This window comes from Rhodococcus baikonurensis, from assembly GCF_040489275.1.
In the GTDB taxonomy this organism is placed as follows: Bacteria; Actinomycetota; Actinomycetes; order Mycobacteriales; family Mycobacteriaceae; genus Rhodococcus_F; species Rhodococcus_F baikonurensis.
Genome location: NZ_JBEUOQ010000002.1, coordinates 656,182 through 669,536 on the forward strand (window position 1 = coordinate 656,182; position 13,355 = coordinate 669,536).

The following is a 13,355-nucleotide window of genomic DNA, read 5'->3' on the forward strand; positions in this document are numbered from 1 at the left end:
TTTCTATTTCGGTACCCGATCAGAGCGCCTATATACATGAGATTAGCCCGAGCGTGTGACGAGCAATTGTGCGGCACACAATTTGTGAGCTGTCTCACGGAAGTCCGTGATCTTGCGATCGCGCACTCCCTCTCGGCGGTACAAATCCGTGCCGACTGTCACGCGACGGGGTTGCCTTCGATGACAGTTCTCGACGTCAGATTATTCCCCTCACGCGCCTGCGATGCATCCCAGAGTCCCGAGTAGTGACCACCGGCATACCGCAGAACATCGTGCGGGCCGTATTCAACGATACGTCCCCGGTCAACTACGACAACGAGGTCTGCTCGGGCGGCAGTGGCGAGGCGGTGAGCTACGACGACCGAAGTCCGTTTCCGGGTGACCGACCGACTTGCTTCGAGCACCATTCGTTCGGTCGCGGGATCCAGCGTCGCGGTCGCCTCGTCGAGGAGAAGTAGGTCCGGGTCGACCAGTTCGGCACGGGCCAATGCGATCAGTTGGCGCTGGCCCGCCGAGAGCCCCTGGCCACGCTCGCCGACGGGATGGTTCATGCCTCCACGCATGTCGGCTATCGAATTCAGTGCGCCGACGGAACGCGCCGCTTCCGCGATCTCCTCGTGCGAAGCCGACGGCCTGCCGTACGCGATGTTGTCGGCGACCGTGCCGGTGAACAGATGTGCTTCCTGCGGGACCACGCCGAGGCGACGGCGGTACTGCGAGAGATGGAAGTTCCGGATATCGGTGCCGTCCACGTCCACGGATCCGGACGTCGGGTCGTAGAAGCGGGCGAGCAATTTCACCACTGTCGACTTCCCGGCGCCGGTTCGGCCGACCAGAGCGACCGTCGTGCCCGGCGGGATCTGCAGATCGAATTCGGAGAGCGCGTCGACGTCCGCTCCCGAGTACCGGAACCCGACACCGTCGAGATGGACGGCGCCGTCCAGCCGTCCGGAGATCGGGATCAGATCCTCGCTGTCGGCGGTCTCGATCGAACTGCGAGTGCGCAGCAGATCGCCGATTCGCTGCAATCCGACGTTTGCCTGTTGGTAACCGTCGAAGACCTGTGAGAGTTGCTGAATCGGTCCGAACAGCAGGCCGAGGTAGAGCACGAAAGCGATCAGTACGCCGGGCGACGTCGATCCGTTGGCGATCTGGTGCGCACCGACGAACACGACCGCGGCCAACGCGAGATCGGACAGGAACGAGATGAACGGGAAGTAGATCGAGATGGCTCGCTGTGACCGCATCCGCGATCGGCGGTAGCTTTCGGAGCGTTCGGCGAACCTGCGCGCGGCACCTTCCTCGCGGCGGTATGCCTGAGCCGCTCGCAGGCCGGCGATGTTCTCCTGGAAGTCGGCGTTGACGAGCGAGATCCGCTCGCGGGACTGACTGTAGGCAACCGAGGAGATCTTGCGGAAGATCACGGTCGCAACCACGAGCGGTGGGATGACGGCCAGCGCCACCAGGCCGAGCGTCACGTCGGTCGCGAGGAGCGCGATCGAAATTCCGCCGACCGTCAGGACACTCACGATCGCCGTCGACATGCCGGTCTGGATGAACGACGAGAGCGCGTCGACGTCGGTGGTCATGCGAGTCATGATGCGTCCGGACAATTCACGTTCGTAGTAGTCCAGACCCAGGCGCTGCAGGTGTGCGTAGCTGCGTACGCGGAGCCCGAACAACACGCGTTCGCCGGCCCTGGCGGTGATGACCGTCATGACCGCGACGATGACCCAGTCGGCGGCAACCAGGAGCGCTCCGAATGCCGTCGCGATCCACAGCGTGCTGCTGTCCGCGGTCACGACACCGTGGTCGATGGCGTATCTGACGAGCGAGGGGAACGCGATCGCTGCGGCCGAGTCCAGAGCAAGACAGACGACAACTGCCAGCAGGACCCAGCGGACGGGCCTCAATATCTGTCCGAGGGAGAACTGTGGATTCGATTCGCGCAGGCTCTCGGGAGCGATTCCGGGATCTTCGCGCGCGGGCGGGAGCGCGTCGACTGCTGCCCTCAGGGAGGGCGTCACCGCGATTCCGCTGAGTGCCCCGGCCATCGGTCCGCCTGCGCCCTGCGTCGAAGCCGCGGTGTTGTCGGCTTCGGATTCCGGTGCCTGCGGCCACAACTGCTCGGCTGTCGGTTCGCGGTCGTCGCGTCCGAAGGCATCGGGGCCGACCTCGTCGAGTTGGTCCGGTAGTTCCGGAGACGAGGAGAACAGGGCGCGAAAGAGCGGACATCGCCCTTCCAACTCGTCCACGGTGCCGGAGTCGATGATCCGTCCGCCGTCGAGAACTGCTACCCGATCGGCCAGCGTCAGGGTGGATCGCCGGTGAGCGAGGATCAGCGTGGTCTGCCGTCGTCGGGCGCGGAAAGCGTCGAAGATCGCCGCTTCGGTTGCCGCGTCGACGGCGGAGGTGGCGTCGTCGAGTACCAGGATCCGTGGGTCGACAAGCAGAGCTCTCGCAAGCGCGATGCGCTGACGTTGTCCACCGGACAACGTCAGTCCGCGCTCACCGACAACGGTGTCGTATCCGTCCGGAAGTGCCTCGATGAAGGCGTCTGCCTGTGCCAATGCAGCCGCGGCGCGGATGTCCTCGTCGGAGGCGTCCTCGCGACCCAATGCGATGTTGGCGGCGATGGTGTCGGAGAACAGGAAAGGTTCGTCGAAGACGAGGCTGACGGCGGCACGAAGCTGCTCACTGCGCAGTTCGCCGATGGGGAAGCTCTGGCCACCGGTGTCGACGCTGACCTGACCCGAAGTCGGGGCGTAGAACCGGGGGAGAAGCAAGGACAACGCGGTCTTGCCCGATGCGGCCGGACCCACGACGGCGACGGTCTCGCCGGGTTCTATGCGGAGGTTCAGTCCGGTCAGGACGTCGCGTTCGGTGTCGAACCCGAATGCCACGTCGTCGAAAGTGACGCCCAGCGGACCGTCGGGAAGGTCCACCGGATGGTCCGGATCGGCGATGTCGGGTTGAGCGTTGATGACGTCGTAGACGCGCTCGACAGCGGCGCGCGCCAGCTGTGCCATGACGATGACAGACGACAGAGTTCGGGTGACACCGGTCATTGTCACGATGTAGGTGGCGAACGCGAGAAACGTTCCCACGGTGATCTTGTCGTGCAATGCGAGATACCCGCCGAGGGCGATCACTCCCACCTGCCCTAGCTGGGGCAAGGCGGCCATGGTCGGCGCGAATTTCGCGTTCAACCACGCGGCGCGAAGGCGCTCCGAATACAGCGTGCGGCTGTGCTTTTCGAGTTGGTCGACGGCTCGTTGTTCCTGCCCGAATCCCTTGACGACGCGAACGCCCGTGACGGTTTCCTCGACGTGTTGGGCGAGATCGGCGGCCCGCTGCTGCGCGGACCACGTGGCGGCGAAGAGCATCGGTCGCATCAGGAACACCACGAGTCCCACCGCGGGGATGACGGCGACGGCGACGAGAGTCAGCAACGGCGAGAGCCAAGCCATGATGCCGATCGCGAGCACGAATTGCAGGAGAGCACCCGCCGACATCGGCACCATCGCGAGCAGGCCCTGGACGAGCTGCAGATCGGTGATGGACCGGGAAACCACTTGGCCTGTGCGGATCTGGTCCTGTCCGCGTCCGTCGAGACGTTGGAGTGAGCCGAGCAGGGCGAGTCGCAAGTCGTGTTGAACGTCGAGCGAGAGTCGGCCGGCCAGCATCCGTCGGCCGTACTGGCACGCGAACCGCACGATCGCGAGCACTGCGATCGCCAACGCCACGAAGCCGATCACCTTGCCAGGGTTCTCCTGGCCGGCTGCGTCGAGCGCATAGCGGGTCAGAAGCGGAAACGAGATGTCGATCGCCGAAGCGATGACGGTCACGAGAAGCGCGCCGATCGCAACTCTTCGGTGCAACCAGCATGCGTGGGCCAAGCGGCGGATCCAGCCCGGAGCTCGATCGACCTCTCCAGCTACCGGACTGTCCGTGTTGATCGTGTTCATCGAGATCCACGGTAGACCCGGCCCCAGACAGCTTTTTCAGGTGATGTCGCGGGTCCGGGTTCGCAGCCAACCGAGCCCGCAGAACAGGACCACCCAAGCCGCCAGCATCATCGGGCCGCTCGGCCAGGACGCAAAAGCGTCGACGTTTATCGACGGTGCCGCATTGACGATCGTGCCGATCGTGGCCGATACCGGAAGCGCGGCCCCGATCCCTCCGAGATCCATCGCGAGCAGCACTGCGCGGACGATCCATTCACCGAAGACGAACCACAGGATGACCGAGAGTGCCCCGGCCATCGACGAACCGGTGAGCAGGGCCACCCCGGCGCCCAGTAGTGCCCACAGCGCACACGCCAGAATGCCTGCGGCGCAGATGGCGAAGAGATCGGTGGTGAAGCTGAAGTCCCGACCGAAGAGCAACATCGCGCCGATGCTGACTACTTCGACCGCCAGTGCGTAGCCGACGGCGAATACAGCGACGACGGCAAGTTTTGCGCCGAGAACTCCGTCGCGGCCGCGGGCTGTGAGGAACGTTGTGGTGAGAGTCTTGTAGCCGAATTCGGATCCGGCGGTGAGTGCTCCGAAGACGGCCGCGAACACCAGGACAAGCGTGTTGGAGACACCGAGGCTGACGCCGGTGGACACGACATCGACGTCGAATGTGGTGTCTGCCGAATCGGCCACAACTTCGACGAACGTCCGAGTCGAGGCAGCAATCAGCACGGCCACGACCACCGGTGCGATGGCCAGTGCCCACCAGTAGCGCAGGGTGAGAACTTTGAGTGTCTCCGCGCGCACGAGCGTGGTCATCGGTGTCCTCCGGAAGGTCCGTATGCGGCAGGGCCGTAATAGCCCGGTCCCGAACCCGGGCCGGGAGGCCGGTGGTATCCGACCTGGGGGACCGCGTACTGCGGTGTTGTCATCGTGAGGAACAGTTGCTCGAGATCTGCGCCTTCGGTTGCGACACCGAAGATCGTGACTCCGGCGGCGGATGCCACCGGCGGGAGCACCGACGTATCGGTGCCGCCCACGGCGAGCCGTCCGTCCTGGGTGATCTGAGCGTCGATGATTCCGCGAGCGGCCAATGCCGTGGCGAGGAGCGCGGGGTTGGAACACGAGACGAGCAGTCGACTGCGCTGGGAGCGGCGAAGTTCGTCCATGGTCCCTTGGTAGACGAGTGAGCCGGCACTGACGATGACCACGCTGTCGACGGTTGCTTCCACCTCGCGGAGCGCGTGGCTGGAGATCAGAACCGTTCGGCCGGAACCGGCAAACGTCTGAAGGAACTGACGAAGCCACGCCATGCCCTCGGGGTCGAGCCCGTTCGCGGGTTCGTCGAGCACGAGGATCTCGGGATCACCGAGCATCGCGGTGGCAAGGATCAGGCGTTGGCGCATCCCGAGCGAGAAGGTGCCGGTCTTGTGGGCTCCGACCGAACTCAGACCGACCATTCCCAACACCTGCGCGGCCCGTTGAGTGGGCATACCGATGGCGGCTGCGTAGATCTCGAGGTGCGCCAGCGCTGTCCGCTTGGGATGGAGACTGCCCACGTCGAGGACGGCACCGACGGTTCGCGCCGGGTTGGGCAGCGAACGCATGGGCGCGCCGTTGATCGTGGCCGATCCCGAAGTCGGCGACACCAGCCCGAGGAGCATCCGCAACGTGGTCGTCTTGCCTGAACCGTTGGGGCCGAGAAAACCGGTGATCGAACCTGCCTGGACGTCGAAGCTCAGGTCATTGACCGCGTGCGCCGCCTTGAACGTCTTCGTCAACCCGCGAATCTCGATGGGCGCAGAGAAGGATCCCATTGCGGTGTTCGTCAATGCTGCTCCCGGGTCGGCGGCGAATACGTGATGCGAGCCTACGGCCCGGACAACTATCTGCGGATGGCCCGGCGTGTCTCGGAAGCGGGCGCCAGAGCGGGCTCGTCGGCAGGCATCACGATCAGGTGATCGGTCCACCTGGCCGGTGCCGGTCCGAAGGCTTCGCGCGCATTCTTGACGACGCCCTTGCCGATGGCTCGGTTACCCGCACCGCCGATGACCGCACCGATTCCGGCGGGAACGAGCTTGCCGAGGATCAGTGCGCTGCGCTTCGCGGCGTACTTGGTCACGAATTTCCGCACGAGGGTGCTGTTCATTCCCTTCATCGTGGGTCCGGGAATCTTGCTCGTGATCGCGGTTCCCCAGTTCTTGGCCGTGATACCGGTGGCCTTCTGGACGATCTCCATGCCGGATTCGCCGAGGGCGACTGCCAGGACCAGGGCGCGTCGTTGCTGGTGATCCTGCACGGAGATGCCGTGCACCGACGCGATTGCCAGTGTCAGCAGCGCCGACGCCTCGAGGAAGAAGGCCGATTCCGCGCCGACGGCAGCGATGGACGCCACCGTTCCGACTCCCGGTACCGCGGCCGTGGCGCCGACGGCACTGCCGCTTCCGGTGACGGCGAGAATGAACATCTTCTCCATCCGCTCGACGATCTGAGCGGGTGACTCGTCGGGGTGCGCCTTGCGGACATGGTTGACGTACTTGGCCACTGCGGGCGCTTGCAGGCGGCTTCCGTTGTCGAGAACGGAAACGAGGACCTTCTCGATACGCCCGCTGTCGTTGTTCGTCGACTTGCTCATTGCTGCCCCTCCACAGTTGTCCTCCTCTGAAGCGAGGTGGACCGTATCTCGAGAATAGGTGAAGTTTTCGGTAGCGGCGGTGATCACAGGGGCCATAGGCTCGTACGAGACTTGATTTTCTCCGTGAGTTTTCCCAGGCAGGAGTTCGAGTGTTATGACCGCCACTTCGGAATCTCGTTCGACGACCATCTGGCCGACACTGCGCTACCTCGACGCCCGCGCGGCAATCCACTTTCTGGTGAGCACCTTCGGGTTCGTGGAGAAGGCCGTCTACGGAGAGGGAGACGTGGTAGACCACGCCCAACTCGACTGGCCGGGCGGTGGCGGCATCATGCTGGGCTCGCCGCGCACCGATTCGGCGATCGCCGGCCTGCCGCCGGGAATCGGTTCGGTGTACATCGTCGTCGACGACGCCGACGCCGCGGATGCACTCCACGAACGCGCTGTCGCGGCGGGCGCCACGATCACGCAAGGATTGCGCGACGAGGACTACGGTTCGCGGGGGTTCACCTGCCGTGACCCGGAAGGTGTGTACTGGAGTTTCGGCACGTACGCAGGGGAGTAAGCCTCGCTGCGACCTATCGGGTGGCCCAGTGCTCTGCTGGAACCACTTCCGACGGGATGGGCGGATGAGGAGGTGTCCCGTCCCCGAACGGTCGGCCACCCAATTGTTCGCGGCCGTGCGGTTCGAGCCAGTGTGTCAATTCCGGTCCCTTGGGCACGATTCCGGAGGGATTGATCTCCGAATGCACGATGTAGTAATGAGCTTTGATCTGTGTGAAGTCGATGGTGTCACCGAATCCGGGAGTTTGGAAAAGATCGCGCGCGTAGTCCCACAGCACCGGCATTTCGCTGAGTTTGCTTCTGTTGCACTTGAAGTGGCCGTGATAGACGGGATCGAATCGCGCCAGCGTGGTGAACAGGCGCACATCGGCTTCGGTGATGGTGTCTCCTACCAGGAAGCGTTGCCGGGCAAGACGTTCGGTGAGCCAGTCGAGGCGGGCGAACAGCGTGTCGTATGCCTCGTCGTATGCCTGCTGTGATCCGGCGAACCCGCAGCGGTAGACGCCGTTGTTCACGTCGCGGAACACGTACTCGGAAACTTCGTCGATTTCGTCACGCAGTGGCTCCGGGTACAGGTCCGGTGCGCCTTCGCGGTGGTACTTCTTCCATTGCGTCGAGAAGTCGAGGGTGATTTGAGGGTAGTCGTTCGTGACCACCTTGCCCGTGGCGATTTCCACCATGGCGGGCACCGTGATTCCTCTGGGGTAGTCGGGATCTCGGGCGAAGTACGCATCCTGTAGTCGCGGGATCTTCAGCACGGGATCGACGCCGCCGGGGTCGAGATCGAAAGTCCAGCTTCGCTTGTCGTGAACCGGCCCGCAGATGCCCATCGAGAGTACGTCTTCGAGGCCGAGCAGTCGGCGGACGATGATGGCGCGGTTTGCCCACGGGCAGGCGCGCGCGACGATCAACCGGTATCGCCCTGGTTCGACCGGGTAACCGTCGCGACCGTCCTCGGTGATGCGGGTCGGGATGTAGTTGGTGTCGCGTGTGAATTCGCGACCCTCTTCGACGAATGTCGGTTCGCTCGCGTCGTCTTTCGTACTCATCTGCGGTCCCTCTCGTTCGAGTGTCAACTGGGCAGGTGCACGTGTACTCGAGCGTATGCCCCCAGTACGTCGAATTTGGCTTTACGTGGAAGCGTCGCGCCGACAGCGCTGCCGCGACTCGTGCGTAGTTGCGGGATCAAACCCGAATCCAGAGCGTCCTCGGCAGCGAGAAGCGCTACTGCGCAGCCGATTCCGCGACGGCGGTGCGCTGGAGCCGTCAGGGTCGTGAGATCTGCCACGAATCCCTGGAATTCGGAGTACGCCGCGCATCCGAGCACCTCGTCGGAATCGGTGAGGGCGGTGAACCACCGCGTTCGGCGCTCGAGGTCGGCTGTGGTGCTGTCGTCGGGTGGACACAGGGAAGCGACGGCGAGGGCGTCGTCGATCTCGTGGGAAATCAGCAGTTGCTCGTCGGGCGGCGTGTCGGTGTAGTCGCCGAGGAAGGCGAGATCGACGGGACCGGTGATTCGGCCGCCGTGATCGCCCGCGATCTCGAGGAGGCGCGCCGGTTGCAGAAGTGCGTCGACGGAGATGTCCGCCGTGCGCTCGATGAACCACTGTGGCCCGACGATCGCACCGGCGCCTGCAAGTTCGAGAACGTGGATGTCGTCGCCGACGACTCGGGCCGTGTGTGCCGGGCGCAATGCCGAGTCGCCGAGGCCCAGCTCACGTGCCCAGGCAAGTCGGATGATGTCGAGGTGATGATCGTCCACTCGCTACAGGCTAGTCCGATTCGAACGGGTTGATCGAGACGGCCGAAGGTCGTATATTCCATGTGGACTATTTCAGGTGGAATAGTCAAGAAATAGTCAATAGCGGCTTGTCAGGGAGGGGGATTCATGGGTGACGTGTCACTGACGCCTCTGGGAATCACCGTTCTGGGCCTGCTGTCCGAGCGTTCGATGCATCCGTACGAGATGTATCAACTTGCCTCGGTTCGTCGGGGCGATCAGTTGGTGAAGATCAAGCCGGGATCGCTCTATCACACGGTTTCCCGGTTGGAGAAGCAGGAACTTCTGGCTTCGATCGGGACCGATCGTGAGGGCAATCGGCCCGAGCGGACGACGTACGAGATCACCGCCCGAGGCCGTGAGGCGCTCGAGCATCAACTACGTGAGATGTTGGCGGTTCCGGTGCGGGAGTATCCGCGGTTGCCGCTCGCGCTCGCCGAAATGCACAACCTCTCCGCATCCACCGCGTGTCAGATGCTTCGGATCCGTCTCGCGCACCTCGACAAGACGATTGCGAAATTCGAGGCCGACTACGAAGCGGTGAAGGCAGCGGAAAAACCACGAATCTTCACGGTGGGCGCGGACTACGCCCACGCACTCACGATCGCCGAAAGAGAGTGGATCGGCGCGTTGGTGACAGACATCGAGAGCGGCGAAATGCCCTGGCTCTCACAAGAACTTCTCGACCGGCTGGCCGGCTCCGCAGGCTCGTCCGCACTACCTAAGGACTGAAGATGGAAAAGCAGGTCAATCCCTGGCACGCGCTGTGGGCGCTGTGTATCGGGTTCTTCATGATTCTGGTGGACAGCACCATCGTCGCTGTCGCCAACCCCGCGATCATGGAGGACCTCGGCACCGACATCAACAAGGTCGTCTGGGTCACCAGCGCGTACCTGCTGGCGTACGCGGTGCCGCTGCTCGTCACCGGTCGACTCGGTGACAGGTTCGGTCCGAAGAACCTGTACATGATCGGCCTCGTACTGTTCACCGGCGCATCACTGTGGTGCGGTCTGTCCGGCAGCGTCGAGATGCTCATCGTGGCAAGGGCTTTCCAGGGCCTGGGTGCTGCCATGATGACGCCTCAGACGATGGCCGTCATCACTCGCACGTTCGCGCCGAACAAGCGTGGCGCGGCAATGGGCCTGTGGGGCGCCGTCGCCGGTGTCGCCACCCTGGTCGGTCCGCTCGCCGGTGGCGTCCTGGTGGACAATCTCGGCTGGGAATGGATCTTCATCGTCAACGTCCCGGTTGGTGTCATCGCCTTCCTCCTCGCGTGGAAGCTCGTTCCGTCGTTGCCGACCAGCGAGCACAAGTTCGACATTCCCGGCGTGATTCTCAGCGCCGCAGGCATGTTCCTGCTGGTGTTCGGAATCCAGGAAGGCAGCTCGTACGACTGGAACGGATTCGTCTGGAGCCTGATCGGCGCCGGTGTGGTGTTGCTCGCGGTGTTCGTGTTCTACCAGTCGCGCAACAAGAACGAACCCTTGCTTCCCTTGGAACTCTTCAAGGATCGCAACTTCTCACTCGCCAACGTCGCCATCACCGCTATGGGCTTTGCGATCACGTCGATGGTCCTTCCGCTGATGTTCTACACACAGGCAGTTCGCGGACTCTCCCCGACGCAGTCGGCGTTGCTGCTCGTTCCGATGGCAGTGCTGACCGGTATTTTCGCCCCGATCATCGGCAAACTCGTCGACAAGACGCATCCGCGCTACATCGCCGGCACCGGCTTTCTGCTGTTCGCGGTCGCCTTGGGCTGGCTGGCACTGGTGATGTCTCCCGACGTCGCGATCTGGGAACTGCTTCTGCCGATCGGTCTGATCGGCTTCGCCAATGCATGCATCTGGTCTCCGCTCGCGGCCACCGCCACACACAACCTGCCTCCGATGCAGGCGGGCGCGGGCGCCGGCGTCTACAACACCACCAGGCAGGTGGGTGCGGTTCTCGGCAGCGCTGCGATCGGCGCTCTGATCACCGCGCGACTGGCTGCCCAGGGTCTGACCGGCGGTAGCTCCGAAGCCGGGGTGGGTCACCTCCCCGAGTTCGTCCGTGAACCGTTCAGCACGGCGATGTCGGAGTCGATCTGGCTGCCCGCAGGTGTGCTGCTCATCGGTTTCGTCGCCTCCGTGTGCTTCGCTCGGCCTCTACGCGGCGACGCCCACGACGACGCGATGGCCGTCAGTGCCGAAGCGCGTCGGGAAACATCACTGCGCGATTGAGATAGTCGCTCGGGTCCAGGGCTCGCTTGATCGCCCACATCGTGGCTATGTCCTCCGCCGAGAGGGCCAGGTCCAGATAGTTGCGTTTGAGCGAGCCCACCCCGTGCTCGGAGCTGACGTTTCCACCGTGATCGCGAACCAGTTCGAGGACGCTGCGGTAGACGGTGTCGGCGTTCGGGCAGTTCAGGACATTGAGGTGGATGTTTCCCTCGGCGATGTGTCCGAAGAGAACGGGGATCGCCTCCGGTGCTCGGCTCGCGATCACCGCGGCGGCGTCCTCGGCAAAGGCGGCGAGCGAGTCCAGGGGCAGTGCCGCATCGAATTTCAGTGGGGGACCGAAGAGTCCGACCACTTCGGCGAAGCATTCCCTCGCCGCCCACAAGCGCGTCGAACTCGGGCCGTCGACTCCCACCGACGGAGTTTCCGGCGGGTCGATGCGTGCGAGTGCTTCGGCCAGGCTTTCCATCGGATCGTGAGCCGCGGATACCTCGGCGAGGAGATACCACGCGCGCCCGGTCGGCACTGCCGCGTTCAACCGTCGAGCGGCCAGTTCGAGTCCGCGGCCGTCCAACAACTCCAGGGCGTCGACGCCGTCGAGGGTGCGCAACATCCGTCCCGCGTCGACGACGTCCTCCAGTCTGTCGAAACCGGTCAGCGTCGTGACCCGATGAGCCGGTACCCGGCGTAGTTTCAGGTCGACTGCTGTGACCACGCCGAGAGTTCCTTCGCTGCCCACCCACAGTGCGGGCAGGTTGTATCCGGAGTTGTCGGACAACACTTTCGGTGACCGGCGCACCGTTGTCCCGTCGGGGAGTACCACCTCGAGGCCGAGGACCTGTTCGGCCATGTTCCCGTATCGAACCGTGTGCAGGCCACCGGCATTGGTGGAGACCATGCCGCCGATCGTCGCGGTGTCCCGCGACGCTATGTCGACACCGAACTTCAGACCGGCGGCGGCCGCCGCGGAATGTACCTGAGCGAGTGTCACTCCCGCGCCGACGGTGATCAGCCCGGTGGCCGCGTCGACGTCGCCGATCGTGGTGAGGCGTTCGGTGGAGAGCAGGACGTCGTCGTGCTCGGGCACCGTACCCGCGACCAGGCCGGTTCGTCCGCCCTGGACGGTGACCGGAACTCCGCGAGAGCGGCACGCGTTCAGCACCGCCGCGACTTCGGCGGTATTTCCCGGTCGGACCAGAGCGCCGGCACGCCCGCGGTAGCGCCCCGTCTGGTCGGTGGAACGGGTCGCCAACACGTCGGCGTCGTCGACGACGAACCGGTGTCCCACCACGTCCGCGAGCACATTTCTCAGACCGTCCACCCGACGATCGTAGGCCGGTTCGATGTGGCAGTGTGGCGGCATGACTGCTCCCGAATCGCACCCCACCCGTCTCGAGCGCTTCACCACCGATCGTGGTGCCGAGGTGGCTGTCCTGACGTTCGCGCACGGACCACTCAATCTGTTCGATCAGGCCATGTTCGACGCGGTCATCGCCGATGTTGCAGCGCTGACCGAGAACCCGCCGCGCGCAGTGCTTCTGCGCGCCGAGGGCAAGGTCAACTCGGCCGGCGTCGACGTCCACGTATTCGACGGGCTGAACCCGGAGCAGGGCGCGGAATTGTGGCGAGAATTGTTCGCCCAGATCTGCCATCCGCTCGAGGCCTTGCCGTGCCCGGTCATCTACGCGGCGCACGGGCTGACGCTGACTGCTGCCTTCGAGATCTCCTTGGCCTGCGACATCATCCTCGCGGCGCCCAAGGCAAAGTTCGGGCTGGTCGAGACAGTGGTCGGTCTGACGCCGTCCATGGGTGGACCGCAACGCCTGGCCGAGCGCGCCGGTTCCGGACGGGCCCGCGAGTTGGTCATGACCGGCGATCTGTACGACGCCGCTACCCTCCACTCCTGGGGCGTGGTCAATGCAGTTCACGAGGATGTCGACAATGCGGCGCGGGCCCTCGCAACCAGATTGGCAGACGGACCGACGCGAGCCCACGACGCCACCAAGCAGATCGTGGCAGCGTGGCGTTCCGGCGGCATCGCCCACGCGGATTCGGTGACTCCCGGGGTGTCCGGCGCGCTGTTCGACACCGACGACCTGCGCGGCGCTGTCCGTAGTTTCCTCGAGGTGGGACCAGGTAAAGCCGTCTACTCGGGAAAGTGAGTTTGCGACCTTTATCGCCAGAGACCTCCACGAACTGTG

The 13,355-nt window shown here is 64.3% G+C and carries 11 protein-coding genes; 4 read left to right on the forward strand and 7 right to left on the reverse strand.

The annotated features are described in order from the left end of the window. Window positions 1-158 precede the first annotated feature (158 nt). From ABWI03_RS07320 to ABWI03_RS07335, 4 genes are all read right to left on the reverse strand, one after another. Window positions 159-3,968, reverse strand: a complete 3,810-nt coding sequence (locus tag ABWI03_RS07320) for an ABC transporter ATP-binding protein (protein ID WP_298775299.1) — start codon at window positions 3,966-3,968, stop codon at window positions 159-161. Between the two features lie 36 nt (window positions 3,969-4,004). After that, entirely contained in the window at window positions 4,005-4,778 is a 774-nt protein-coding gene (locus tag ABWI03_RS07325; RefSeq protein ID WP_298775302.1) for an ABC transporter permease, read from the reverse strand. Then, entirely contained in the window at window positions 4,775-5,776 is a 1,002-nt protein-coding gene (locus ABWI03_RS07330) for an ABC transporter ATP-binding protein (RefSeq protein WP_298775392.1), read from the reverse strand. The genes ABWI03_RS07325 and ABWI03_RS07330 overlap by 4 nt, the downstream gene beginning before the upstream one ends. Window positions 5,777-5,844: 68 nt before the next feature. Beyond that, on the reverse strand, window positions 5,845-6,594 hold the full coding sequence (locus tag ABWI03_RS07335; protein WP_095972918.1) for a hypothetical protein: 750 nt from the start codon (window positions 6,592-6,594) through the stop codon (window positions 5,845-5,847). A 154-nt stretch (window positions 6,595-6,748) separates the two neighbouring features. On the opposite strand from ABWI03_RS07335, the gene ABWI03_RS07340 reads away from it, so the two are divergent. Continuing rightward, entirely contained in the window at window positions 6,749-7,159 is a 411-nt protein-coding gene (locus ABWI03_RS07340) for a VOC family protein (protein ID WP_003945129.1), read from the forward strand. Window positions 7,160-7,172: 13 nt separating this feature from the next. Here ABWI03_RS07340 and ABWI03_RS07345 read toward each other — a convergent pair whose 3' ends face one another. Further along, the gene (locus ABWI03_RS07345) at window positions 7,173-8,207 is read right to left on the reverse strand and encodes a glutathione S-transferase family protein (RefSeq protein WP_200314875.1); all 1,035 of its coding nucleotides are present in this window, start codon (window positions 8,205-8,207) and stop codon (window positions 7,173-7,175) included. Window positions 8,208-8,230: 23 nt separating this feature from the next. Beyond that, window positions 8,231-8,920: a GNAT family N-acetyltransferase gene (locus ABWI03_RS07350; protein WP_298775310.1), complete on the reverse strand. Its 690-nt coding sequence runs from the start codon at window positions 8,918-8,920 to the stop codon at window positions 8,231-8,233. 126 nt (window positions 8,921-9,046) lie between these two features. Here ABWI03_RS07350 and ABWI03_RS07355 point away from each other — a divergent pair, with 126 nt between their 5' ends. Both ABWI03_RS07355 and ABWI03_RS07360 read left to right on the forward strand, forming a co-directional pair. Then, window positions 9,047-9,670 (forward strand): PadR family transcriptional regulator, encoded by a 624-nt coding sequence (locus ABWI03_RS07355; RefSeq protein WP_095972878.1) that lies wholly within the window; start codon window positions 9,047-9,049, stop codon window positions 9,668-9,670. 2 nt (window positions 9,671-9,672) lie between these two features. After that, complete coding sequence (locus ABWI03_RS07360; protein ID WP_019749321.1) at window positions 9,673-11,157, forward strand: DHA2 family efflux MFS transporter permease subunit; 1,485 nt, start codon at window positions 9,673-9,675, stop codon at window positions 11,155-11,157. Here the strand turns inward: ABWI03_RS07360 and ABWI03_RS07365 are convergent. Continuing rightward, complete coding sequence (locus ABWI03_RS07365; protein ID WP_298775314.1) at window positions 11,117-12,517, reverse strand: FAD-binding oxidoreductase; 1,401 nt, start codon at window positions 12,515-12,517, stop codon at window positions 11,117-11,119. The two genes, ABWI03_RS07360 and ABWI03_RS07365, sit on opposite strands and share 41 nt — an antisense overlap. Between ABWI03_RS07365 and ABWI03_RS07370 the strand changes: the two genes are divergently transcribed. Then, window positions 12,516-13,316: an enoyl-CoA hydratase/isomerase family protein gene (locus ABWI03_RS07370; RefSeq protein WP_124569899.1), complete on the forward strand. Its 801-nt coding sequence runs from the start codon at window positions 12,516-12,518 to the stop codon at window positions 13,314-13,316. The two genes, ABWI03_RS07365 and ABWI03_RS07370, sit on opposite strands and share 2 nt — an antisense overlap. Window positions 13,317-13,355: the final 39 nt, after the last annotated feature.

Excerpts from the sequence above, each read along its gene's own strand:
- ABWI03_RS07345 (WP_200314875.1), bottom strand. The coding sequence starts at position 8,207 with ATGAGTACGAAAGACGACGCGAGCGAACCGACATTCGTCGAAGAGGGT.
- ABWI03_RS07330 (WP_298775392.1), bottom strand. The coding sequence starts at position 5,776 with ATGGGATCCTTCTCTGCGCCCATCGAGATTCGCGGGTTGACGAAGACG.
- ABWI03_RS07370 (WP_124569899.1), top strand. The coding sequence starts at position 12,516 with ATGACTGCTCCCGAATCGCACCCCACCCGTCTCGAGCGCTTCACCACC.
- ABWI03_RS07335 (WP_095972918.1), bottom strand. The coding sequence starts at position 6,594 with ATGAGCAAGTCGACGAACAACGACAGCGGGCGTATCGAGAAGGTCCTC.
- ABWI03_RS07340 (WP_003945129.1), top strand. The coding sequence starts at position 6,749 with ATGACCGCCACTTCGGAATCTCGTTCGACGACCATCTGGCCGACACTG.
- ABWI03_RS07355 (WP_095972878.1), top strand. The coding sequence starts at position 9,047 with ATGGGTGACGTGTCACTGACGCCTCTGGGAATCACCGTTCTGGGCCTG.
- ABWI03_RS07360 (WP_019749321.1), top strand. The coding sequence starts at position 9,673 with ATGGAAAAGCAGGTCAATCCCTGGCACGCGCTGTGGGCGCTGTGTATC.
- ABWI03_RS07320 (WP_298775299.1), bottom strand. The coding sequence starts at position 3,968 with ATGAACACGATCAACACGGACAGTCCGGTAGCTGGAGAGGTCGATCGA.
- ABWI03_RS07325 (WP_298775302.1), bottom strand. The coding sequence starts at position 4,778 with ATGACCACGCTCGTGCGCGCGGAGACACTCAAAGTTCTCACCCTGCGC.
- ABWI03_RS07365 (WP_298775314.1), bottom strand. The coding sequence starts at position 12,517 with ATGCCGCCACACTGCCACATCGAACCGGCCTACGATCGTCGGGTGGAC.